Annotated in this window: 17 protein-coding genes; 3 read left to right on the top strand and 14 right to left on the bottom strand. The window is 51.9% G+C overall.

Translation table 11 applies throughout. The features are described from left to right. Nucleotides 1-86: 86 nt before the first annotated feature. The 13 genes from H144_RS0109685 to H144_RS0109625 form a co-directional block, all read right to left on the bottom strand. Nucleotides 87-983, bottom strand: coding sequence for an anti-sigma factor (locus tag H144_RS0109685; RefSeq protein ID WP_019941855.1), 897 nt, complete (start codon nt 981-983; stop codon nt 87-89). Then, a complete protein-coding gene (locus H144_RS0109680) occupies nt 980-1,525 on the bottom strand; it encodes an RNA polymerase sigma factor (RefSeq protein ID WP_026350556.1) in 546 nt (181 codons plus the stop codon). Before H144_RS0109680 ends, H144_RS0109685 begins: the two co-directional genes overlap by 4 nt. Before the next feature lie 240 nt (nt 1,526-1,765). Further along, nucleotides 1,766-2,494, bottom strand: coding sequence for a gliding motility-associated ABC transporter permease subunit GldF (gldF, locus tag H144_RS0109675; protein ID WP_026350555.1), 729 nt, complete (start codon nt 2,492-2,494; stop codon nt 1,766-1,768). A 36-nt stretch (nt 2,495-2,530) separates the two neighbouring features. Next, a complete protein-coding gene (locus tag H144_RS0109670; protein WP_019941852.1) occupies nt 2,531-3,046 on the bottom strand; it encodes a DUF4199 domain-containing protein in 516 nt (171 codons plus the stop codon). 8 nt (nt 3,047-3,054) lie between these two features. Then, entirely contained in the window at nt 3,055-3,618 is a 564-nt protein-coding gene (locus H144_RS0109665) for a DUF4199 domain-containing protein (RefSeq protein ID WP_019941851.1), read from the bottom strand. Continuing rightward, nucleotides 3,615-4,898 carry a dihydroorotase gene (locus tag H144_RS0109660; protein ID WP_019941850.1) on the bottom strand — a complete coding sequence of 428 codons (1,284 nt, stop codon included), beginning with the start codon at nt 4,896-4,898 and terminating at the stop codon, nt 3,615-3,617. Before H144_RS0109660 ends, H144_RS0109665 begins: the two co-directional genes overlap by 4 nt. Before the next feature lie 81 nt (nt 4,899-4,979). Then, the gene (gene gcvH, locus H144_RS0109655) at nt 4,980-5,360 is read right to left on the bottom strand and encodes a glycine cleavage system protein GcvH (protein WP_019941849.1); all 381 of its coding nucleotides are present in this window, start codon (nt 5,358-5,360) and stop codon (nt 4,980-4,982) included. 76 nt (nt 5,361-5,436) lie between these two features. Further along, nucleotides 5,437-12,606: a T9SS outer membrane translocon Sov/SprA gene (sov, locus tag H144_RS0109650; RefSeq protein ID WP_019941848.1), complete on the bottom strand. Its 7,170-nt coding sequence runs from the start codon at nt 12,604-12,606 to the stop codon at nt 5,437-5,439. Nucleotides 12,607-12,705: 99 nt separating this feature from the next. Then, nucleotides 12,706-13,296, bottom strand: a complete 591-nt coding sequence (gene ruvA, locus H144_RS0109645) for a Holliday junction branch migration protein RuvA (protein ID WP_019941847.1) — start codon at nt 13,294-13,296, stop codon at nt 12,706-12,708. Between the two features lie 33 nt (nt 13,297-13,329). Further along, on the bottom strand, nt 13,330-14,898 hold the full coding sequence (locus H144_RS0109640; protein WP_229207871.1) for a lytic transglycosylase domain-containing protein: 1,569 nt from the start codon (nt 14,896-14,898) through the stop codon (nt 13,330-13,332). 272 nt (nt 14,899-15,170) lie between these two features. Then, nucleotides 15,171-16,628, bottom strand: a complete 1,458-nt coding sequence (gene gatA / locus H144_RS0109635) for an Asp-tRNA(Asn)/Glu-tRNA(Gln) amidotransferase subunit GatA (protein WP_019941845.1) — start codon at nt 16,626-16,628, stop codon at nt 15,171-15,173. Nucleotides 16,629-16,719: 91 nt separating this feature from the next. Continuing rightward, nucleotides 16,720-16,920: a Sec-independent protein translocase subunit TatA/TatB gene (locus H144_RS0109630; RefSeq protein WP_015813903.1), complete on the bottom strand. Its 201-nt coding sequence runs from the start codon at nt 16,918-16,920 to the stop codon at nt 16,720-16,722. 70 nt (nt 16,921-16,990) lie between these two features. After that, nucleotides 16,991-17,407, bottom strand: a complete 417-nt coding sequence (locus H144_RS0109625) for a YkvA family protein (RefSeq protein WP_019941844.1) — start codon at nt 17,405-17,407, stop codon at nt 16,991-16,993. Between the two features lie 232 nt (nt 17,408-17,639). Here H144_RS0109625 and mdh point away from each other — a divergent pair, with 232 nt between their 5' ends. Further along, a complete protein-coding gene (gene mdh / locus H144_RS0109620; RefSeq protein WP_019941843.1) occupies nt 17,640-18,566 on the top strand; it encodes a malate dehydrogenase in 927 nt (308 codons plus the stop codon). 173 nt (nt 18,567-18,739) lie between these two features. Next, nucleotides 18,740-21,532: a TonB-dependent receptor gene (locus H144_RS0109615; protein ID WP_026350554.1), complete on the top strand. Its 2,793-nt coding sequence runs from the start codon at nt 18,740-18,742 to the stop codon at nt 21,530-21,532. Nucleotides 21,533-21,596: 64 nt separating this feature from the next. Here H144_RS0109615 and H144_RS0109610 read toward each other — a convergent pair whose 3' ends face one another. After that, entirely contained in the window at nt 21,597-22,973 is a 1,377-nt protein-coding gene (locus tag H144_RS0109610; protein ID WP_019941841.1) for a hypothetical protein, read from the bottom strand. Between the two features lie 83 nt (nt 22,974-23,056). Here H144_RS0109610 and H144_RS0109605 point away from each other — a divergent pair, with 83 nt between their 5' ends. Next, nucleotides 23,057-25,957: a triple tyrosine motif-containing protein gene (locus H144_RS0109605; RefSeq protein WP_019941840.1), complete on the top strand. Its 2,901-nt coding sequence runs from the start codon at nt 23,057-23,059 to the stop codon at nt 25,955-25,957. Nucleotides 25,958-25,992: the final 35 nt, after the last annotated feature.

Below are 25,992 nucleotides of genomic sequence, written 5' to 3'. Positions count from 1 at the left end.
AAGGTATTTAGGTGATTAACAAAAAGAACGCTCATTGCAAGGTATCTCCCCCGCAATGAGCGCGTATCATCTTACAAATCAATATACTAACTCACTTTCCCCATCACATACATTTCCTCCATCGTCGGGGTTGGGTTGCCGCCTTCTTTTTCCAATGTAATGGCAAATGCGACGGAACCGGCTTTGGTGTTCTTCATTTTCAGGACTTTGCCGGTAAATGCATTATCCAGCATACCAATATCGACAGGCTTGCCATCCACAATGCTCCAAAGCTGGTATTGCTTGCCCTGGGGCGCTGCGGGCAGGTTTTGCACGTCGAGCAACACTTCGTTCGTTTGCGTGTTCCAGAATGCGGATACCGCACTTTCGGGCGACTTCGGCAGACCTGCCAAATGTATGTGTTTGTAAGACGGGCTGCGGAACAATGCAGCCAGCGACTGGTTATATTCAGCCTGCCCTTTGATCGCCGCCATATCGGCCTGCATGCTCTCCACTTCGGCCGTCAGTTTGTTGTTGGCGCTTTTCATGTCGGTCATCTGCATAGCCGACCATCCCGCGAACAATGCCAGCAGTACGGAGGCCGCAATGGCCAGTTTCGCCCATGTAGGCGTTACTACCTGCGTTTCCACGCGGTCGAATGCATGGTCGATCACACGTGCTTCCGGCTCCACGGGTTGCACGGTGGCGGTGGTGTCAGACAATGAAACGGTCTTCTCTTCTGCTATTTCCCCGGCCTGGATTTCCTCTTCCGCCGGTGCTTCGAAATTCATTTGTGCAAAAATCGACTCTTTCAATGAAGGCGGGGGCGTTGCCTGGTGTTTCAGTGCATATTCTTCCAATGCACTTTCGGTACGCAACAGCTCTTCCTTGATTTCAGGGTAAATATGCGACATACACTCCACCTCCTGTTTCTCCTGGGGAGTAACAGTGCCCAATACATATTCCTCCAATATACCGGACTCTATATAGGCTTGGATATTCATACTGCAAAGTATTGTTTTAACTCTTGTAATGCGGTCCTTATCCGCGATTTCACGGTGCCCAGCGGTATACTCAGCTCCTCGGATATTTCCTCATGCGTGTAGCCCTGAAAATAGGCCATATCGATGAGTATTTTCCGTTCGGGCCGCAGCATGTCGACGATCGCCTTCATGTCCGAACTGACTGTCTGTGAATCTTCGTACGTATCCTTCTCATTAAGGACCACCGTGTTTTCAATATCATCCATCGCCGGTTTCCGGCCCTCCGCTCTGACTGCGTCTATCGCTCCATTACGTGCGATATTCATAATCCATGTAAACAATCGCCCTTTCTCCGGATTGTAGGAAGCGATATTCTTCCAAATCTTCAGAAAGCTCTCCTGCAACACATCTGCGGCTTTCTCCTCGTCCTTCAACGTTTTCGAAATGATATTAAACAAAGCTCCCGAGTAATGGTCGTACAGGAATTCGAAGGCGTTTCGCTCGTTCCGTTTGAGCGCTGCCACCAATTCCTCTTCCGAGTATTTTACCTTGCCTGTCGCCAAGAGTTGCTTAATAGTTAATTGTAAATTACTTACCGGCAATCTAATAAAATTTCCCGGATAGCGGGCTGGGCTATAACAAATTATTGCCTCATTGCCGTAGGAGAAAGAGATCACCAGAGAAGGGGGTATTGTCGGCACCCTGGACCGTCTGTCTGTGCTCATCATCGTAGTGTGCTTTTTGTCATATACGAACAGCACACCGGAATGGATCGACAGCGATTGATTTCAGGTAATCCGCATTCACTTCCTGAGGCCTTCTACGCGCCAGAGTGTCAGAAAGATAAAGAAAATGATCAGGCTTAGCAGGTAAATCACATTGCGGGAATCGATCAGGCCTTTGCCGAGCGCCTGGTACTGAACGTCCAGGGCTATACCGGAGAGCAGGTTGGCCGCAAAACCGTCGCCAAACATGCCGGAAATCGCCCCGAAGCCGACGTACCAGATGAATGCCAGAAACACACCCAGGATGAAGGCCACGATCTGGTTATCATTCAATGACGAGGCCCATATGCCCATCGCTACCAGCACGCCGGTAAACAGGAATAGCCCAAGATACGAGCCTGCCACCGCCGCAGAATCGACGTCGCCTACCGGATTACCCAGTTTGTACACACTGTAATAATAAATGAGCGTCGGAAGCAATGTGAGCACTACAAGCACCCAGTTCGCCAAGAACTTGCCAAGTACCAGGTCGATGTTACGAATGGGCTTGGTTAACAGCAATTCCAATGTGCCATTGCGCGATTCCTCTGCCAGCGAACGCATGGTAATAGCTGGAATGAGAAATATCAGCACATAAGGCGCGAGGCCGAAAAACGAGCCGAGGTCGGCGTAACCGTAATCCAGGATGTTGGAATCGGGAAAAACCCATACGATCAGGCCAATAGCCGTCAGGAACACCGCCATGACGATGTAGGCGATCAGGGAGTTGAAAAAACTGGCTACCTCTTTTCGGAAGATTGCTAACACTATTAGAATTATTATTAAAGTCTTTCCAGGAATGCATTACTCGAAAACCGGCTTCTCTTTTCGCATAATGGCCGCGATAATGAGCGAAACGATGAAACCCATTACCACGTAGCCCAAAATCACCGTCACGAACATAATGCCGGGCGACATGAACTTCTGCGAAACTTCGATCGCCTGTTCGATCTGCGCGTCGTCCATTCCTTTTCTTTCCAAATCCTCCCGCATCTGGTCGATGCCCGCTGCGAGCAGGTCGTTATCGATAAACTGGATATAAAACATCGTAAACGCGGAGCTCAGCAGCCCCAGTACCGCCGACGTCAGCGAGCCGAGCCCCAGGCCTTCGCCGTAGCTCATAAAGCCGCCGTTCTTCTCCCTGAACTCGCGCATCGCCCACACGATACCCACGAGCATAAACACGTAGGACAGTGAAGCCAAAGTCTTGTTCTGGCCCAGGCCGGTCACGTACAGGATCGTGGAGTAGATCATCGTCACGACGGCGGCCAATACGCCGTACTTCAATGCAACGCGGGCGGTAGATGTTTTTTCTTCCATGTAAAGGTTTAAGTTTTGTTGTTTTGAAGAACACTATAATCCTGCTTTCTCAAAATCAAGGAAATCACGAGGATCGGGATGATTGCCATCACAAGCCGCTGCGTTATCTCATTGCTGATAAGGATCGAAGGCTTATTATTTTTCACCGTCTCGTACAATTCCAGAAACTCCTTGTCGCTCAGGTAACTCGTCTGCGATTTCCGGCCCTGGGTCAGCACGTCCAGCGCATTGGTAATATAGTCGGAGAAAACCGCAGGATCAATATAGGTTACAAAAAGATAAATGAGCCAGCCATTAATGATCGCCCCTACGCAGGTGATCACGTATCCCATCGTAAGTGCTTCCCACAAATGGAGCAGCCCGTTTCCATAGTTTTTGCGAAAATACCGCAGTCCGCTAAAAATCATGATCGTGTAAATGCCCATATCGAGCACTCTTACGCCCGCCAGCGGCTGGGCACCCACGAGGTATAATCCTGTAAAAAACAAAAACGCAGCAATGCCCGTCGCCGCTCCGAATTGCAGCGACACTTTTAAGATAGGTTTATTAAAATATGCTAAAATCGAATTCATTGGAACCACTCCTGTTTACCGTTATTGATCACCCCTCTTACCTTGCCTCTCAGCGTCTGCCCCAGGAACGGTGTATTTTTTGATTTGGAATAACTTCTGCCGAATACCCATTCCGCATTTGGGTCGAAGAATGTGAGATTAGCCGCCGCACTTTCCGCTACGCTCACCTCCGGCAGGCGCAGGATACGACGCGGCTGCACCGTCAGTTTCTCTACGATGTCGTCCACCACCAGGCCGCTGTGCATAACCGACAATGCGAATGCCGTTTCCAGGCCTGTAATGCCAAAATCGGCGTGGTCGAATTCGAGGTTTTTACTTTCCTCGTCATGCGGGTTATGGTCTGAAACGATGGCGTCGATGGTGCCGTCCGCCAAACCTTGCCGCAATGCCGCATTGTCCTCCGGCGAGCGGAACGGCGGGTTTACTTTCAGGTTCGTATCGAAGCCGATCAGGTCCTTATCTTCAAATGCCAGCTGGTGCGCCGCAATATCCGCCGACACCGGCAGGCCTTTCGCTTTCGCCTCCCGGATCAGCTCGACGGCGCGCACGGTCGACAGCAGCGAAACGTGTAGTACCGGTGCCGATGTGTCGTAGGTATTTTTTTCCAATGCGTATTCCAGCAATTTCAAATCGCGGATCAGCATCATTTCCTCTGCCAATGCAGGCATTCCTTTCATACCCACGAGCGTGCTCGCCACGCCTTCGTGCATTTGCCCGTAAAGCGTCAGCTGGCGGTCTTCGGGGCGGTTAATGAGCAATGCATTCAGCGGGCGCAGGTATAGAATGGTTTTCAAAAGCAGGTCCGCATTCTGTACCGGGTTCTCGCCGTCGGTAAATGCAATGGCGCCAGCCTGGTGCAGGTCCATCATTTCCGTGAAATCCACACCATCGGCCTTTTTGGTCAAAGCCGCCGCAGGATGCAGGGTTACCAGTCCGCCGAAACTGCTGTGGCGGATGTAGTTCAGCGTATCTTTCGTGTCCACCACCGGCTGCGTGTTCGGCAGCAGCACGATTTCCGTGAACCCGCCATGCGCAGCCGTCTCGCGCACGGAATGCAGGTCTTCCTTATGCTCGAAACCGGGATCGCGGCCCTGCACGCGCATGTCCACCCATCCGGCCGATACGCACTGGCCGCTACCGTCGATCACCTGCGCATCGCCGGCATCGAGGCTGTCTCCAATTTTTCTAATCTTCCCGTCTTCGATCAGGATATCTTTCACCTGACCATTGAAAGGGGACTTTTTATCAATTACCCGAACCGAGCGAACTAACAATTTCATATTTATTTCAAACTAAACACCGGAAATGCTGCATTAAACCGGTTTCAAAAAAAAAGCTCCGGATGGAGCTTCAACCTAATATCAGGCACCTATAAAATTCTGGTACTCTTCCGCCGACAGCAGACCGTCTTCATCGCCGGGGTTAGCCAGACTGACCTTGACCATCCATCCGCGGCCATAAGGATCGGTATTCACGAGTTCGGGTTCGCCATCGAGTTCAGGGTTAACTTCGAGTACGGTTCCTGCTACGGGGATGAACAGGTCTGAAACCGTTTTCACCGCTTCTACCGAACCGAAAACATCGCCTTTGCCGAGTGCTTCGCCTACCGTGTTAATGTCCACATACACAATGTCACCTAATTCGTTCTGGGCATGGTCGGTGATGCCGATAAATGCTGTATCTCCTTCAATACGAATCCATTCGTGATCTTCTGTGTATTTGAGTTCTGATGGAAAATTCATGATAAAATCAGGTAAGTTGTGAACATCTTTGGAGCGCAAATTACACGATGTGCGACGTATTTTCCAAATCAAAATGTTATTCAGCCAAATTGAACTTCAGCTGTACGCCACCGGCCGTGCTGGCGCGGTAGAATGAGTTGGAAACGAGCGGGTCGTTGAACGTGCGGTCGAAATAAAATTGGACGCTCAAACGGTTGTTGACCATGTAATTCACCGTCGGACGCAGCTGGAAGTTGATATTTCCGGCGATAGGGATATTCTCGCCGTCGAACTTCCGCTGAATCGAGCGGGTATCGCGGAAAGTCATCGCGAGCTGCATCGTCATATCGTTTTTCAGCTTCTTCTTCACGCCATTGATCTTGAACGGCAAGGCCACATTGTTTTTTGTAAAGCCAATGTTGACCGTAATGTCCTGGTTAAACAGCTCGGCCACCTGGGAGTTCGAAAGGTTCAATGCGATGGTCCGGTCGCGGTTATATTCCAGGCGGGCGGTTATCCGGCTTTGCGTGCGCATCTCCACACCCACGAGCGGCTGGAACTTCTCCGAAAGTGTGATCGTGCTCATGGCAAATACCGGAATGTACTGACCAAGATCGTTCAGCCTCGACGACAGCGGATATCCCATTACCGCCAGGTTTACATACAATGCCTCATAGTCGAGCGACGATGTGAAGTTACCAACACTATAATTGGACATATACTTATGCCGCAATGTGAACGAGCTGAAAAAGCGCTTGAATGCCGGCAGTTGCGAAAGGCCCGAATAGCTCAGGTCCCAGTTCGGCATCGGGAATTTCAGGAACGGATTGGTGCGTACCGTGTTCGGGTCCTTACCGGTATAAGCCGCGAAGAACGACGATATCAGCACGTCCTGCGACGTTTCGTTGTACTCTCCGCCGCTGTTATTCTCCGCGTTCAGGCGGTCGCGCAGGATGGCGCGGTAAGCGCGGAATTTATCGAACACCGGTGAAGAATTGTCTCTCCGCATCTTCGCAAATGCCGTCCGGAACGACATGAACGACATACTGAACTGCCCGTTCCGCAGCGGGCTTTGAGATGCAAAATTTCCCGTCGAATCGGGTCGGTAAAATTCCTGGTAAGCATCCTGCCGCGTGAGCCGCGCCTCGATGATCAGCCTGAAATCCTTGAATGGTTCCAATGTGGTATTGGCCGAGAAATTCTTGGCGATGGTTTGCTGGAAAGGCATATTCTGCTGCTGGCTCCGGGTAACCCAACCCTTTTCTGCCGCCTTCCGCTGGAAGTTCCGATCCTGCTGACCGAGCACAAAGCCCAGTCCCGGGGCATTGGCATTGTCCAGACCAAAGTACTTCGGCGCTCTCAGGTAGCCGGGCAATGCAGTCGTTTCCAAAACCGAATAGCTGAAATTGATACCGCGCACGGTCATCAATGCCCTGGTAAGCGCTTTCACCACATCCGTCGTGCGCATATCGATGTCCTCGATATCGCCCGGGCTGCGCGCGAAGTTCTTGCGGGCTACCGATGGCGTGTTGGCAAATTTCAGGTAGCGCAGCTTGTTATATAGCAATACAAAATCCACCTTTCCGGTAACACCCCGCTCGCGGCTGTTGCGGATAATGTCCCCGAACGGCAGGCCCGTCGTGTCTTTCAAGCCCAATGCATTGGCCTGGTACTGGTAAGCCACCGAATGCTTGTAATCGGCGGACATCCAGTCGAGCAGCGGGATTTTGTCCAACGGCAGGCGATAGGTCAGGTCAATCTTCTGGTCAAAATTCTTGATACGCCCCAGCTTCTTGAAATTACTCCAGAGTGAATCCTTTTTCACACCGGTATTAATGTCCCCTTCCGGTTCATCGACGATCGAGTTGGCGGATGCGGCATAGGTCAAAGTCATATTCCGCGTCAGGTTCCAGCCGAAGTCGTAATAGCGGTTAAACCAGAAATACTTTTCGTACAATGGCTGCATGCCGTCGGTTGTGAGATCGGCATTACGCAGCTGTGTTTTCAGGAACCGGCGGTCCACATCGGTTCGCAGCGATACCATGTTCGGCAGCAGCGTCACGTTGAATTCCTTGATAAATTCTGCCCAACGGCCCGTCGCCTGCCACTTTTTAAATGGCTCGATAGCCTTCGGCTGACTCGCATACATGTAGGCGATACCGGCCTTGTACATCCGCTGGTTGTATTCCTGCGTCAGGATATTCCGCCGCTTGTCGTCGCTGAATGCGTAGGTAAACGAGAAGTTTTCGAAATCGTAGAAGTGGTTTCTCGCTCCCGGCTTCGTCTTGACCTTTCGGACGTTCGAGAAGTTAAACCCTCGCTTCACCGCATTTTCCTCGACCATGCGCCTGTAACCGTCCCGTTCTTCGTCCGTTTGCAGGTTCCCGAGCGAGGTATTCAATGGCGTATCGGGGTCTAGCGGGTCGAAATGCGGCTTCACATTCCGCCTGTCGTAGCTCACAAACAGCGGGATCTGGAAGCCCCAGCTAGCGGGAAGCAGTTTATCCAAAGAAATGTTGGAAGAAAAGCCATACTCAGCCGTGAAATTACGAGAGCGCTCGCCGATGCGCTGCTGCACCGAGCCGAACCCGAACGTTTCGATACGGCCGGAAGCCGTCAACGTCGCGAAGTCGGCCAGCTTGGCATTCAGCTGGGCAATGGCCGCAATACCTCCCGTGTCGTCGAAGCCTTCAACGTGCATTTCATCCACCCATATACAGAACGTTTTGGCGCGTTCATCCACCGATTTCGGGTTACGCACACCAATCATCATCACCTTCACTGCGCTCAAATCGGGGTTACCAACCACCGTGAGCTTGTACCGGCCGTCGGAAGTGGTAATGGTGTAAGGCACCGTCAGGTTTTTGTCGAGCTGCCGGTTCCGCTGTGCCTTCGCTTCGATGAGGTCTGCCAGGGCAATGTTGATTTCGTTGCCTTCCGGCCAGATTTCTTCCCTCGCGCTTTGATTCGGGCGCGTGGCTTTCAAAGCCGACAGGTCGATCTCGTAGTAGTTCTGGGTAAGGTCGGTACCGATACGCATGAACGTACCTACCGTATTATCCTCGCTCTGCTCGTTCTGCATGTGCACGTACATACGCAGGCGCTTGCGGAACAACAAGTCGAGGTTTACATTTTTAAATACCGCTCTGGAATCTCCGTCGCGAAGGTCGGTTACGCACAGGCTCATCGACTGTTCGTTCAGCAACAACGGAGGTCGCTGGGTGTTGTCCTGGTCGCGAATCCAGCCCGGAGGAATGTCGTATACATATTTGTTGGCGCTGTTATTGGCCTGACTGTTTTCCTCGATACTCACCGTTCCGACGGTAAATTTCGCGTCATAAGGCTCTGGCACTTCCTGCAAGCCCGGCGAATCCAGGTTGTAAGTATATTTCCGGTATTGCTGGCCAACCATTTGCAGCTGCGCAAAACGCAACACCACCGGCTGCTGAAAATCCGTCAGGTACATCCGCATGAAACGGATCGATTTGAAGCCGTTCATATTGCCGACCATACCCGAAAACTCCTTGATAGGCACGCGGAAAAGGTACCAGCTCTGGCCATCCGCCGTGTTTACGGTTTTATCTACAATATAACCATTACCTACCGCCAGCTGGCCCGGTTTCAGGTCGATCTCGTATTCGTAGTAAGATTCGTTGTCATTGATCGTGTTATCGACGTTCATATCCTCGCCGTCAGGAATGTTGGTCGAAGCCGGCGTTACGTCCACGGACCGGCCCTGGCTTTCGGGCGAGTTATTCTCCATGCCGACGTAGTTTTTGTAACGTTCGAGAACTTTCAGGTTCGCGCTGTCGAGCTCGGCACCGAGGAAAAATTTAAAATCGTCACCGGAAGGGTCGGCCAGGATTTTGGCACGGGCCTCAGGCGTGAGGTTGGCAGGCAGGCGGTCGATGAAGTTTTTAAAAAACGCGCGTTCCTCCTCATTCGACAAACCGTCCAGACCGACATCCTGCTTCTGACGTGCGCCGTTCTCATTGCTGAATGCATTGATCAGGTACTGCGATTTGGTCGCGTATCCCCAGGCCGTCGAATCGACATTCACACCTACTTGCTTGGGGACGAGCGGCAAACCGTTCTCGAAGTTGTAGCGCTCGTCGGGGATTACATCTTCCGAGATATCGCCGAGGTTGAATACCAGCTTGCCGCCGGTTGTGTTCGATTTGTACGGCTGATCATATCCGTCCCGGATTACGCCGTTTGGATCATTAATAAACGGATCGAGCATCCAGAACTCGATGCTCTCGATGTTGGCATTATCAAAGTCGTTATCCGAGGTAATGGCCCGGCTCAGTGCACCGAAGTTGTTCCGGGGCGTCTTCATCCGGCCATCCGGGTTGAGATCGGTGTTATAGTTATACATTCCCCGCTCGCTCGGATAATACGCAATGTCCAGCACTTGCTGCGGATAGGTTACCAAACCGGCAATGGCGCGTTTCGGGAATATTTCGTTGGGCAGGTACAGGCGCTCGTAATAGTTCTTGCGGTCGGCATCGTCGAAGTTGGCCGGTGGCTGGTAACCGCCGCCTAAACCCTGTGCTCCGCCAAAGATGTTATCGACTGTATAAGCCGAAATCTTGGCGCGTTTGTAGGCGTAGTTCAGGTTTTTACCATCAAAACCATCCCGGAATTTCGATGGCACTGCCGCGAGCCGCCATTTTTGCGGCTGGCGCGCGAGGTCGTAAACGGTCCGCGCCGCTTCGAAATCATCTACCAGCGAGCGGTTGTTCACGTCTTTGGAAACGCCCGGAAAAAGTTTGGCAAATTCCCCTTTGAACTGGATCGTCGACATTTCCTTCGTTTGCAGCAATGGCAATGCGTCCAGCCATTTGGTCAGGAATGGCGCATCCTTACGGAAATTCACATCGAAACCGAGCATGGTATTGTTCACCGGCTCATTCCCGATCGATACCCTCGACAGGAAACCTGCGGTACGCTCCTTGTATTTAATAGCCGTCAAACCGACGCTCAGGTTACGGTTCGCCACGTAGTCGAGGCGGGTCCCTACCAATGTCCGGATCTGGTTCTGGAACATATCCGGGCGCTCATATTCGATCACGATCTCACGACCGGAGTTGAGCACGCTGGTATTCAAAATCCGCACGCGACCGATCTGCGCTTCCACGAGATAGTCAGAACCCGGCGAAAGCGGCACGCCGCCCGAAGTAACCGTTACCGAAGTTTCCAGCACGCCAAATGGCAGCTGCACCTCTGCCCCGCCACTCGATTGGTACGCACCTTTGATGAAGAACTTATTCCGCTCCGAAACCTGCTGCGCATCGATCATCGTCGTACGATACAGTTCGCTGAACACGTACTTGTTGCGGTAAGCGTCTTCCCCCGGCCCGAATTTACGGGAAAGGTTGATACCGAATGGTTCCAGCACGGGGAATATGATGCGGCCTGTCTTACTATCAACAGTAATGCCTTCCACGAAGTCGAAGTTACCGTCGGGTTGCAGGTCGTTGACGGGATTCAGGCGGTCGAGGCCGGAGAGGCGGATCAGCGGAATGTTGGCAATGCTGCTTTCCTGCAAGTTCGGGTTATCAATACCCGTCTGGTCGTCCTTGTAAATGACGCGTAGCTGAAATCCTTGCTTGTCGATCTGGCTGGTACCGAGGGAATAGATGTTTTTCATCATCAAATCCCACATCGGCAGCTTGGTATTGTTGCGGATCGTCGACGATTTAAGGAGTTTCAACGCGATCACCTCATTGTCTTTTCTCGCCTGATAATCCTCCGTAAGCTCCCCTACTTTGTAAGCCCGGCCATTCAATGTATACTCATAGGAAACGGCCAACACTTCGTCGTTGCGGAGTGCGTTTGTGAGCGAGATATAGCCGAGCTGCGGGTGGAAGGTATAGTCACGGTCTACGATGAGACGTTTCGCGCCACGGAGCAATTCATAGTCGATCGTTTTTTCCAGCCCCAGCCCGGTGATGGCCGTGTTGGTGTTATCCACTTGCCGGAATGCGGTATTGCTCGACAGCGTTTTGTAAAGCCCGTTCGTTTCGTTGCCGGCCGGCGAGGTGGAGCGTACCGGCTGCACATTAGGATTGCCCGCACGGTAAGGCGCCGGTTCACCCAAATCGGCAAAACCGACCACGTTCCGAAGCGATTCCGTCGTAGTGGTCCGGTTTGTCACATACACTTCGATCCGCGTTACCGTTACCCCCGATGTAATGGTAGGCGTATTTTGCAGCGAACTTTCGTAAATGTTACGGAAGTATTGGGATAGGAAAAAGTTACGGTTCTCGTCGTAAGTATCGGCCCGCAACTCGAAATCACGGCTTTGTGCGCCGCCGCGGAGGGTAATGCGTTCCTTGCTCGATTTCTGTTGCGAGGCCACGAATGTGGCGCTCAATCGGCCGAACTGGAAGTCGGTTTTCAGACCGAAGAGGTTTTGCACGCCCGGAATGAGCTGACTGTTGATGGCCCAGTTGATATTTCCCGCTTCGATTTTACGGATAAAACTTTCCTCCGGGTTCTTGTAATTGAGCTTGATCGCATTCTCGAAGTTGAAGTTCGCCTTCGTATCGAAGTTTGTCTGGAAACCCAGCTGGTCGCCGAGCTTCGCGTCGAAGTTAATATTGATCTGCTCGTTGAAAATAAACTGGGTATTGCGGCGCTGACGGATCGGAATGGATGGGTTATCGAGGAACTGGTGCATGAGCCCCAGGTCCAGCGACACAAATCCGGTCGGTTTGAAATTGACGAAATCATCCCCGAGCAGCTTCGTCAGCCCCGGCGGCAGATCGAGCTTTGGCAGCAGCCCGCGCGATCCCATGGCGCTGTTGCCATCCTGCCTGCCCGCATATTCGCGCAGGAGGCTTTTAAATGCCCGGTCTTCCTGGATTTTGTCGTACGTTTCCAAATCCATTCGCTCGGGGGCGCGGTAATTCAATGTCCCGCCGGGCGTCTGAATTTTCTCCGTCACTGCAACTTTCCCTGCACTGTCGAGCGTAATGTTGGTAGAGATATTGTTCGGTTCGCGGAGGTAAAGCGGCGAACGCGGCCTGGGTTCCGAAATGCGGTTGGAATAGTAATCCTTCCAGCGCATAATGAGCTGCGAACCCGAACGGTCGATGTTTTTCTTGGTAGAATCCTCTCTGAGCGTATCGGCAAGCATGGCCCATTCTTCAGCCTGTTCGGCATACGGCTCGCCCTTGCCGCCAGGAACGTTCACCAGGAATACCGCTCCGGCCGAAATGCTTAGTACCTTAAAAAGATAAGAGTAAATCGTTGATGACAAGGTAATATACTTATTTAGAGAAGGTTGTATTTACAAACAAATCCGTCAAAACGATCTTACCATTGTAAAATTTTTCACCAAATATCATTGCGGTTCCGGTTATCGTAACGCCAGTTTGATCAGATTTTCTACGCTAATAGATTGCCCCTCACGCTTGATGATGGCATCCAGACTTTTCTCCGCCGTAGCTTTGGGAATCCCCAAAGTAACGAGCGCAGCCAACGCTTCACTCCGAAGAGTGTTCGACGATGTTTCGACAGACTTGGGACCTGTTGAAATCAGTTCTTCCTTTCGAATTTTGTCTCTTAGTTCGAGGATTACGCGTTGAGCGGTCTTGGAACCTATGCCTTTGATCGACTGGATCAGGCGCAGGTCTTCATCAATGATCCCTTGCCGTATTTCGGAGGATGACAGGGAGGAAAGCATCACCAGCGCCGTCGATGGCCCGATTCCTGAAATGCTTGTCAGGTCCAGGAATAGCTTTTTCTCATCATTCCCCCAAAAACCGTAAAGGATGTGGGCATCTTCCCGTATATTGAGAAACGTTACCAGCTTACATCGGGCACCGATATCAGGGAGCGACGTGTAGGTTTGTAACGATATACGTACTTCATAACCTACTCCGTTCACATCGATAATAGCGTACGCTGGGTCTTTATAGGTTACAATCCCGTTAACGTAGGCAATCATAAAAATAGTATGTGTATGTTGAAGCGTTAATTTCTAGGTCGAAATGATCAATTTCTGGCCCGGTTTGATCGAATTGCCTCTGATCTTGTTCCGTTTTTTCAGCTGCCCGATTTCCAGACCGTAGCGCTGCGAAATAATCCATAATGTATCTCCTTTTTGTACGGTATGATATCGTTTGCGGGTATGACGCTGCTGCTTGGCCATTTGCTCCTCATCCACCTGCGGCCGGGGCTTGGCGGCAATGCGGGTCGCGGGCAGAGTTTCCTTCACCTCTTTGTAAATCACCAGGCGCTGGCCCCTGCGGATGTTGTTGCGGCGGATGTGGTTCCATTTGCGGAGAGAAACCACCGATACACCATATTTTCGGGCAATTCCAGCCAGTACATCCCCTCTGCGCACGGTATACGAAACTCTCTTGGTTCGGCTTCTCTGGATGGTTTCCTCCTCGCCGTCTTCCTCGTAATCCTCGTCGCCCGACGCATTCTGCACGTTCGATGCGAGCACGTAAGGGAACGAGCCGTTGTTGCCCAGGGAATCTGTTTTCGTGCTGTCGGCTTTGGCTACCATTACACCGGAGGCCAGGTACCTTCTCGTGCATGAGTCCATGATCGACGAGCGGTTGCTCACCAGGTAGGTGAACTGCACGCTCGGTACTTTTAATACAAAGTCACGCGTCTGGTCCGGGAGGATCGTTTTGGTAATCTGCGGGTTCAGCTTTTTGAGGATTTCGAAATCGATGCTCGCATTATTACAGAACGTCGCAAGATCAATATACCCGTTGATATGAATTGTATCGTTCGGGATCTGGAACTCGGCGCTTTCCGGGAAAATTCCGTGGTCGTACCCGTAGTTCATCATGTAGTTCATGGCGACATATTGCGGTACGTATGAGCGCGTTTCGCGGGGAAGGACATTGTAGATCGTCCAGAACGTAGTCCCGCGCGAGCGGCGCATGGCGCGTTTCACATTGCCCGGGCCGGTATTATACGATGCGAGCGCGAGCTCCCAGTCGCCAAAGATATTGTAAAGCTGTTTGAGATAAAGACAAGCCGCCTCGGTAGCCTTCGCCGGTTCGAAACGTTCGTCGATGTATTTGTCCTGGTAAAGACCGAATTCCCGTCCGGTAGCGGGCATAAATTGCCACAATCCGCCGGCACGTGCGTGAGAAATTACCGTCGGGTTCAGTCCCGACTCGATCATGGAAAGGTATTTCAGTTCGGTAGGAAGCCCATGTTTCGCCAGTGCTTTTTCGAAAAGCGGGAAGTAGAGCGGCATGCGCTCCATCATCGTCTGGGTGAACTTGGCTTTTTTGTAGATAAAGTACTCTACGAATTCATGAGAAGACTTGTGGTAAGTCAGCGGAATCGATTTTTCCAGCTTTGCAAAGCGCTCTTTCAGCAACTTCTCCGGCACAGCCGGATTCGGCCCGATTTCCTCCACTTCCGGAAGCGACGGCATCAAATCATCTTCTTCCTGAGCAATACTCTCAACCGTATCCTGCCCGGATGTCAAACTCTCCTGTGGAACCATCGCCACAACGGGCGCAGTCCATAACCCAGCACACATGGCTCCGAGCCACAATACTCTTTTCGAAATCCTCATTAATAAATGTTTTTTGAAGGTTAATCAATTCACGGTTTTCAATGGCTTATACCTGTTGATGATTTGACTGACAGATAAAAAGGTCCTTTTGGCCTGATGAATCAGAATAATCTCTAATACATTCTCAAATTCACACAAAATCCTCATTCAGAATAACGTAACCGATTCGCCTGTTATTCTGGCATGATAATTTTCTTTATAACGCAGGGTTGAAATACAGCCTCGGCTTCCTGTAAAGGTCAGAGAAAAAGGGAAAATTTCCCTCTCCTGCCTTAGTGGCTCTGGTTGTATGCTATGGCTCCCTCCCTGTTCAGTTCCGTCAGATAATGGGCAAATGCCAGCATCTTTTCCTCACCGAAATAAGGCGCCATGATCTGAATCCCGATAGGCATTCCCTGGTCGTCCAATCCATTCGGGATCGAAACCGCTGGGTTACCCACGACATTCGCTTGTACAGTGAAAATATCCGCAAGATACATTTGCAAAGGATCTTCCGTTTTTTCACCGAGCGTAAAAGCTGTGGTAGGTGTTACCGGGGAAATCAGGAAATCGAATTGTTCGAAAAAACGGCTCGTTTCCTCCCGCACCAATCTTCTAACGCGTTGCGCCTTGGTATAGTATGCGTCGTAATAATTTGCACTTAATACGAAAGTACCCAATAGTATTCTTCTCCTTACCTCATCCCCAAAACCTTCTGTGCGTGTTTTTTTGTACATGCTTTCAAGGTCGGTAGCCTCCGGGCTGCGGTAACCGTAGCGCACACCGTCGAAGCGCGACAGGTTGGAGCTCGCTTCCGCAGTAGTGAGTATATAATAAGTTGGTAAAAGCGAATCCAGCAGCGGCATATCAATGCCCACCACTTCGTGCCCTTCCGCGCGCAGGCGGTTGAGCAGATCGGAAGTCTGTCGGCGGATTTCAGGCGCGATCGCCTCGTTTTCCACCGCGTCGCGGACATAGCCGATTTTGGCTTTTCCTTTCCATTCCAGGTTTTGCGTGTAAGCCGGCACCGGGCGTTCCGAAACCGTGCTATCGAAGTCGTCTGCTCCCGACATTACTTCGAGGATCAATGCGGCATCGGCAACGCTTTTGGTAATAGGACCAATGCAGTCGAATGACGAGGCATAGGCGATCAGTCCGTACCGCGAGACGCGGCCATAGGATGGTTTCACCCCAATCACCCCGCAGAATGCGGCCGGTTGGCGCACCGACCCGCCCGTATCGCTTCCCAACGAAGCATGGCAAAGCCCGGCCTGAACGGCTACCGCCGATCCGCCCGACGAGCCGCCCGGTACTTTGGAATTGTTGATAGCGTTCAGCACTGGCCCGAACGACGAGTTTTCGTTCGACGAGCCCATCGCGAACTCGTCGCAGTTTTGCCGGCCGATCACGATCGCGTCCTCGTCGAGCAGCCTTTGAACGGCCGTTCCGGTGTATGGTGCGGTGTAATTTTGAAGAATCTGGCTTCCGGCCTGCAAGCCGTGACCGGTAAGTGAAAGCACATCTTTCAGGCCGACCACGAGCCCCGCCAGTTTTCCGGCAGTACCATTGGCGATCTTTGCATCCACGGCCAGAGCGGCCTTTTTCGCTTCCTCGGTGTAAACTTCTACAAAAGCGTTCAGATGCTTGTTGGCCTCTATCCGTTCCAGATAATGGTCAACCAACTTGACGCACGTCAAACCTTCTTCGCGTAGATCTCTCTGAATTTCGGCCAGCGTCAGATACTCTTTCAAGGCAATTTCTTTGTGGGGTTGTAAATAAAGAATCAGAGCCGTTAAGTGCTACTTAATGGCTCTGGATCAAACCTTCGATAAGATGGAAGCGTTATTTGGGGTCTTCCATGCTTTTTTCAATATTTTCCTTAACGTCTTTAGTAGCGTTCTTGAACTCATTGATACCTTGCCCCAAACCGCGCATAAGTTCTGGGATTTTCTTTGCTCCGAAGAAAAGCAACACGAACAGAGCAACCAGGAAGATCTCCTGACCACCCAACCCCATAATTCCTAAAACGGTTATTGATTCCATATCTGTTTCTTTAATTAATGTTTACAAAAATAACTATTCTTTTTTATAACAACCAGCCCAAAGGCCACTTTTATCCGATATTAATTGTCTTGGTTGCCTTCTCCCAATCGGCAAACTTCCGGATATCGTCACCGAGCGTCTTGACCAGCCATACCACCAGCGCCACGTCGTCGGAGATGCCGATAACCGGCAGGAAGTCAGGAATAAGGTCAATAGGAGATACGAAATAAATGAGCACAGCGACGATCGACACCAAACTTTTCCAGGGAAGCTGCTTATATTCGCCGGAAGCGTAGGCTTTCACCATGCGTATGAGAATTAGGACGCTCGTTTGGAATTCGGAGAGGTTTTCCCTGACGCCGACCGTCTGCAACTTGCCGATCACCTCTTTAAGAAGTTCGAACAGGCGGGTGGAATTTCTGGCGTATCGACCTGCTTTACCCTTGGCATTTTTGAAAAAAATCGAATGTAAAATCCGCGAAATCATTGACTCGTCATTCATGGTACAAAGCAGGAAAAAGTGGTTGATAAAGCCATTATAACTATCAATTTACGGAAAAAATTGCGTTCCGGATCGCGACCGTGCTTCCAGGCGGGCTTCCAGCCGGGGCGGTTGCGGCAAAAAATCAGATTCCGCTTGGTTTAAACAAATTATGTATCATACTTTTAGGAAAAAATATAAAAAGCATCAATTTCTATACAATTAACCATATTTCCCTATGAAGATTACTGTTGTAGGTGCGGGTGCGGTCGGCGCAACCACTGCCGATAATATCATTCGTCGTGAGCTGGCAGAAGAAGTGGTGTTGCTGGATATCAAAGAAGGTGTCAGCGAAGGCAAGTCCCTGGATATGTACCAGACTGCCGCCTTGCTGGGTTTCAACACCAGGCCCATCGGCTCGACCAATGACTACGAAAAAACCAAAGGCTCAGACGTGGTAGTGATCACTTCGGGACTGCCTCGCAAGCCGGGTATGACCCGCGAGGAGCTGATCGGTATCAATGCAGGAATCGTAAAGGTAGTGACTGAAAACCTTTTGAAATATTCGCCGAAAGCCATCGTGATCGTGGTTTCAAACCCGATGGATACGATGACTTACCTGGCGCTTAAAGAATCGGGTATTCCTAAAAAACGCCTCATCGGTATGGGCGGCGCATTGGATAGCGCACGCTTCAAAACCTATCTCGCCCTGGCCATGGACGTTTCCCCGCTCGACATACACGGGATGGTGATCGGCGGCCACGGTGACACGACGATGATCCCATTGACCCGACTGGCGACTTACAACGGTATCCCGGTCAGCCGCTTCCTGTCCGCCGACCAGCTCGAAAAAGTGGCTGCCGACACGATGGTAGGCGGCGCCACACTTACCAAACTGATCGGTACCTCGGCATGGTATGCACCGGGAGCAGCTACGATGATGCTGGTGGAAAGCATCGTCCGCAACCAGAAGCGCGTAGTGCCTTGCAGCGTGTACCTGAACGGCGAGTATGGTCAGAAAGACATTTGTATGGGCGTGCCGGTAGTTCTGGGCCGCGGCGGCTGGGAAAAGATCATCAACCTGCGCCTGAGCGATGCAGAGAAAGCTGCCTTTGAAAAGTCGGCAGAGGCCGTTAGATCAATGAATGCCGCCTTGAACTTGTAAGCGGAACTTAATTCACTAAAATACAGGCCGGTCCGGATTTCCGGGCCGGCTTTTTCTTTATCTACACATTTGGTTTTGATGACAGGTTAAGGTAATTTAAGATTAAATAGTATAATAAAAAGTTAATATACTACCATTTTTCAACAAACATTCATCATTAAAAGCACACTGCGATGAGAAGAACATTATTACTGCTATGCCTTGTTTTGAGCTCGATTACCGTCTTTTCGCAATCGCTCAAAGGAAAGATCACTGATGAAAAGAATGGGGCCGCGCTCCCCGGCGTCTCCATTCTGGTACAAGGGACAAACACCGGAACCGTCACCGACCCGGACGGCAATTTCGCGTTGAGCCTCGCCGACGGCACTTACAACATCGTCATTTCGTTCATCGGGTACACGCCGAAAATCGTTCCGGCGACCGTCAGCGGCGGGCAGGCTCCGCTACTGACGGTCGCGATGGCCGAATCTTCGGAAGTATTAGGAGAAATCGTGGTGACGGGCTCCCGCAGCGGCGGCCGCTCACGCATCGATTCGCCCGTGCCGGTCGACATTATCCCGGTATCGCAGATCACCAACAGCGTCGGGCAGGTGGACATCAACCAGATACTTACCTACGTAGCGCCTTCCTTCCAATCTTCCCGGCAAACAATCTCCGACGGCTCCGACCACATCGACCCCGCCCAGCTGCGCGGCCTCGGGCCCGACCAGGTACTTGTACTCGTGAACGGCAAGAGACGGCACCAGTCGTCGCTCGTGAATGTCAACGGAACAGTCAACCGGGGAACGGTAGGTACCGACCTGAACGCGATCCCCGCCACCGCCGTGGAGAAAATCGAGATCCTGCGCGATGGCGCCGCGGCGCAATACGGCTCCGATGCGATTGCGGGTGTGATCAATATCATTCTCAAATCACGGACGGGCCTGAGCGGCAATGTTTCTTATGGACAGAATGTGACGAGTTATGACAAAAATTACATTATCAATGCCAACAAAGATGCTTCCGTAAACATTTCGGATGGCGGCACGGCGCAGGTCGGGCTGAACTATGGATTGAAAATCGGGCAGAAAGGCTTTGTGAATATCACCGGGGAATACGTCCACCGGGACGCGACCAACCGGACAGGCACCTACACCGGCCAGATTTTTCCGGCCGTAAACGGCACGGTCGTGGACGATGAGTTATTGAAACAAAAGAACCTCACGCGTAACGACTTCGACATGCGCATCGGGAACTCCGAAGTCAAAGGCGGCGGCGTGATGGTCAATGCGGGTATTCCCGTTTCCGAGCAGGTGGAAGTATACGCATTCGGCCAGTACAATAACAAGAAAGGCAATGCGGCAGGCTTCTACCGTTACCCGAATGGTGTTCCGGCAGCAGTGCGTACAAATGTGTTTGCGGTGTATCCCAATGGCTTTTTGCCGGAAATTAACAGCGACGTCACCGATATTTCGGCTGCTGCGGGCATTCGCGGCAAGCTGGGTGAATGGCGGTACGACCTCAGCAACACGTTTGGCAAAAACGACTTCGACTACCGCATTACAAATTCCGTGAACTACACCCAGGCCATTTCCAACGCCAATTTTCAACGAGAGTTCAATGCGGGAGGCAATGCATTTCTTCAAAATACGATCAACCTCGATCTCGGCAGGAAATTCGACGTCCTGCACGGGCTGAACGTAGCACTCGGCGGCGAGCAGCGTACCGACAAGTACACAATCACGGCGGGCGAAGAGGCCTCCTACAAGAATTACGATATTGCAGCAGGCGTCGCGGCGGGCGCGCAGGTCTTTTCAGGGTTCTTTCCGCAGAATGCCGGTTCACATTCGCGCCACAGCGTGGCCGGGTATCTGGACCTCGAACAGGACATTACCCGGGCGTGGGTGCTGAGCGCCGCGCTGCGTTTCGAGAACTATTCCGATTTCGGGAATACATTAAACTACAAAGTATCGACCCGCTACAAACTGACCGACGGTATTGCATTGCGCGCCTCTGCCAGCAGCGGCTTCCGCGCGCCTTCTTTGCAGCAGCGGTACTATGCCAAAACGAACACGCTGTTTGTTACCCAAAACGGCCAGCAGGTCGCGCAGGAGAGCGGTACTTTCACCAATGACAGCAAGCCCGCCGAAATCCTGGGCATCCCGAAACTCAAACAGGAAACTTCGCAGAGCTTCACCGTGGGGGCTACCGTACAGGTCAGCAATGCATTTGAACTGACCGTGGATGCCTACCAGATCGATATCGACGACCGCATCGTGCTGACGAACAACTTCAACGACGGCGGCAATGCGAACCTGAAAGCGCAGCTTGCCGCAGCCAATGCGACCACCGCTAATTTCTTCTCCAATGCTGTCGATACGCGTTCGAGGGGAATAGAAGGGGTTTTGTCCTACAATACCAAATTCGGCAAAAACCAGTCGCTACGAGCGGTTCTCGCAGGTACATTTATCCAAAACCGGGTTAAAAAAGGTGCGGATGGCAAACCGATCATCCACGCATCCGACATTCTGATCCAGACCAACCAGGTCAACACCTATTTCAACCGCGAGGACATGAGCCGGTTCGAAATCGCGAGCCCGCGTAACAAACAAAGTCTGACCATTAATTACAAAGCAGGAAAATTCGGCGCTATGGTGCGGGCCGTGCGATTCGGAGAAGTGACTTACTGGGACCCGACGATCGACCCGACCAAGCCCGATTCGTGGCCGGTAAACACATTGACAGGCCAAAAAGAGACGCTAGATCAAACCTTTGGTGCCAAAGTGGTGACCGACTTGGCATTAAGTTACGATGTGGTCAAAGGCATCGGACTGACGATCGGTGCCAACAATGTGCTCGATGTGTATCAGGACAAGCATCTCCATTCGGGCAATGTAAGCCTGGGGCGGTTTGTTTACTCGCGGCGCGTTCAGCAGATGGGTTTCAACGGGCGCTATCTGTTTGCGAGGGTTAATTTCAATTTTTAATAAATAGAAACCGTGGCTATTTACGGCGATCACCGTCCGAAATAGCCACGGTTTGACAAACGGTTTAAATCGAAATCTGGTACTGTAACGTCCAGCTGCCTTTCCGGCCGTCTTTGGCCAGCTCATTGACGGGCGCACTGTTTTTGTAGACCGGCCGGCTTTCATAATTCAGCGATAGCTTGCCGTTATGGCCCTTTATGAGCCAGTTGACACCCGCATTATAAATGTCCGCAGCGTCCTGCAAACGGTCATAGTCTCCGCGCTGCAGGGAAGCATACGGCATTAATGTACCCTGGCTGCCCAGCAGGCCATCTTTGAACTTATAACCTGCCTGTGCGTAGATCACATTACCCGTCCCGAACATCGGGTAGGCGTTCCCATGCGTGCCCCCGACACCCGCGATGGGCTGCGTAGTGCCGGTTGCAGGGTTCATAATGCCGTTGTAACGGAGATAACCCTTGCCATAATCCGTACCGAAATAGCCCGCATAGGCCGACAATGCCGTCCCTTTCTCTGCATTTAAAGGGATATCCAGGTAAGCCGCCACCGACCAGAGCGTCATGCTGCTGTACAATGTATCCACAGCGTCCTTACGCCAGGTCGCATTTTTTTGCGAGGTAATGCCAGCTTCGAGGTTGAGTATCTTGCGTTTACCGAGGTAGGTTCCCGTCATATAGCCGGGTGTGGTGTTGTCTTCGGTGTCGAAAATGTTGTAAATCAACAGACCCTGAAACTGCTTGCTGTTTTTGCGCTGCGCGAAAACGGAGTTCTGGTTCAGCGCCGCCGGTACCGAGCCGCTTGTTTCGACGGGGAATGGATCGGCTATGGCGAGGCGATAGTTCAGCTTACCGATTTGCCCGCGGCTGTAAACGGTGAGCTTGCGGGAAAACTGGTCGGTCTGGTCCACGGTGGCCTGCGCGAAAACCGGCACGTCCATCGTCATAATGGTGCCGATGCTGGGTTGCGAAAAACGCGAGAAACCGCTGACAATAGTCAACCCACCCCCGAAACGGATAAAATTGTTGCCTTTGCGCTGCACCTCATATTCGCCCACGGCGTCGTGGAAGAACGCAGCAATCTTGCGCTGGCTTGGGGTACCGGCCGTATTATAGGCCGGGAAAGCGCTGACCTTGTTAAAATTATTCATCCCGAACTGCGTGTAGAAAAAGATGCGGTCGGTGAGCTGGCCAAACAGCTGCATACGCGTGCGACGGAGGCCGATGTCAAAAGTGCTGGTTTTCGGGTCGCTCAAAACGGTCGTACCGGGATTGTTATCGTTCAGCCGCAGCCATACCTGATTCGTGAACGTGAATTTCACATAATGTGAGCCGGATTCGTTAAGATTGTAACGGATATCGTTCCGCTTGTTATCGTCCGGGGACTTCACCTGCGCCACCGCCACGGTAGTCCCGAGCATGATAAGGGAAAAGATCTTTTTCATTGAGAAAACTATTGAGTTACACGCATTAATACCGACCTGAGCCCTTCTGAACGAGCTAAAAACGACATTAAAGTTATTTGAAAATGATATTGAACACGGCAGAAAAACGACCTGCAAAGCGTCATTTCCCAAGCCGGGCCTTCAAATATAAGGCGGGTTGCTATACCGCCATACTCTTTTGGGTTACAATCTTCCTCCCCGCGCTGGCGCAGGAAACTCCTCCGCTGATCAACTATCCGGCGACGCTCTACAAGGCCCATAATCAGAACTGGGACATCTGCCAAAGCGCCGACGACATCATTTATTCTGCCAATTCCGACGGCCTGCTGGAACATGATGGCGCCGCGTGGAAGCTCTATCCCCTTCCCGACGGCCAGATCGTCCGCACGGTACTTTACGACGAACAACCCGCGCAGCCTGCCGGTGGAAAAGTCCTCAACCGGCCTTCGCCCAGCGAAAAGCGCATTTACGTGGGCGGCTTTTCGGAATTCGGATACTGGAAAAAAGAAGCCGACGGCCAGCTGAAATATTATTCGCTCAGCAAGAAAGCCAATTTTCCCAGCCTTAAAACGGAGGAAATATGGCATATCCTGAAAACGCCGCGATACATTTATTTCCAGTCCTTTTCTTTCATTTACCGCTACGACGGCAAAAATCTCGTCGAAATCAAAGGGCCGGGCAACTTCATGTTCATGCGCTACGTACACAACCGCGTGCTCGTGCAGCTGATCGGGCGCGGGCTTTACGAGCTGAAAGGCGAGCGGTTCGAACCACTGCCAGGCACCGAAAGTCTCTCACCGGCCATCGTTTCCTCCATTCTGCCCTATTCCGGGCACAGGCTGCTCATTACCACTACCAAGCACGGCGTTTTCCTTTTGCAAAACAGCACGCTTTCGCCCTGGGACATTGCCATTGCGCCCGTATTAAAACGAAATATCATCAACCGCGCGCTCATCATGAGCCGGGATAGCAGCATTGTATTCGGTACGATCCAGAATGGTGTGTATGTCGTGTCGAAAAACGGCTCGCTGCGCTACCAGTTCAACAAAGAGACAGGTCTGCAGAACAACACCGTGCTGGCGCTGGAAGAAGACGCACAGCAGCAGCTCTGGATCGGGCTCGACCAGGGCATTGATATGGTCAAAATGTCGTCGCCGATCATCGCTTACCAGACGAGCGACAACCCGCTCGGCTCTACGTACGCGGCGGCGATCTGGCATGGCAACCTCTATGTCGGTTCGAACAAAGGCGTATTTGTCAAAAAATGGCTGTCGCCGAAGCCATTCCGTCCGGTATGGGGGCTGGAAGGCCAGACATGGGCACTGAAAGTGATCGACGACCAGCTCCTGTGCGGCCACAACGACGCGACTTATCGCATTGACGAAACCGGCGTGACCAAAATTTCGAATATCAATGGCGGCTGGGTGTTCCTGCCCGTGCGGAACGGGAACGACACGCTGCTGCTGCAAGGCGCATACGTGGGCCTCCACGTGTATAAGCGGGATGCGAAGGGCATTTGGACATACTCCAATGCCGTGAAAGGCTCGGTGCCCATTCCCGTGAAGCAGATCGTCCGCGACAATGCGGGTACCTACTGGCTGGGCCACGCTTACAAAGGCCTTTTCCAGGCCCGACTCACGCCCACGCTCGATTCGGCATTGCTATGGAAGGAATTTAAAGCGCCCCAGACTATTCCCAGCGAGTTTTCGGTAGAAGTGGTGCAATGGCTCAATGGCCAGGTGCGAGTACGGTCGGGAAACCGGTTCTTCCAGCCCGACGCATCGGGCAAGCTCGTTTCCAGCGGCGATTTTTCCAAAGAAGACGAAGATTACAAAGTCAGGACAGGCCTGCATGGCGACTGGTTCAAGGTGTTCATGAACCGGATCGCATTTTACCAGCCCGGCAAGGAAACGCGCAACCTCCCGCTCTCGCTCGTGCGCAACAGCGAAACCATCGTGCCGCTTTCCGAGGAATATTACTTCTTCTGCCTCGACAATGGCTATGCATTGTACAATCGTAAATCGCCCGACGACAACCATGAAGCAGCCGGCCCGCCGGTGATCCGGAAAGTGGCCAACCTGCGCAATCTCAATGAAACATTCGCTATTTCGGGTGGTCCGTCGCTACCGGCGGAAGTACGCTCGCTGCGTATCGCATATGCATTGCCGGTTTACGGGCAGAATATCCAGTACAAATACCGGCTGCGCGGATTGAACGATCAGTGGTCGGAATGGTCGGACCAGAGCTTTGTGGAATTTACCAACCTGGAATCCAAGGATTACATTTTCGAGATCCGAAGCAGTCTGAACGACACCATTTCCGCCTATCATTTCAGCGTACGGCCTTTGTGGCACGAGACGGTTTTTGCCAAAATCATATTCGCGGTGCTGGTGGCATTGGCGCTGGCCGCGTTGCTGCTATACCAGGAAAAACGCCTAGCGCGCCACCGCAGGAAGCTGATCGAGGAGCAGGAAGAAAAGCTGCGCCAACAGCGCCTTTCCAGCGAGCGGCAGATCATGCAGATCCAGAACGAAAAACTGCAAACGGAAATCCAGAGCAAGAGCCAGCAGCTGAGCAATGTCGCCATTAACGTGGTGCGGAAAAACGAAATCCTGGAAGAGATCCGCGACGAGCTGAAACAGGTCAAAGCGGAAATGGGCCAGCAGCTCCCAAACATTCATTACCAGAAATTGCTGCACAGTATCGAACGCAACGTGGCCGGCAAGGACGACTGGGTTCTGTTCGAACAAAATTTCGACGAAGTACACGAGCAGTTCTTCAAACGCCTCCGGCAAATTTATCCTACCATTTCTCCCTCCGAACTGCGCCTTGCCGCCTGTCTTCGCATGAATCTTTCCACGAAAGAGATGGCCCCGGTACTGGGGATTTCTGTCCGCGGTGTGGAAATCAAGCGCTACCGCCTGCGTAAGAAGCTCGGATTAGATATGGACGCCAACCTGGCACAATTTATGATGGACATTTGATGCAATTGCACTAATCCGTTATCACACCCCTTTTT

The organism is Dyadobacter beijingensis DSM 21582, from assembly GCF_000382205.1.
GTDB classification, from domain to species: Bacteria; Bacteroidota; Bacteroidia; order Cytophagales; family Spirosomataceae; genus Dyadobacter; species Dyadobacter beijingensis.
This window is presented reverse-complemented; position numbering and strand designations above follow the sequence as displayed.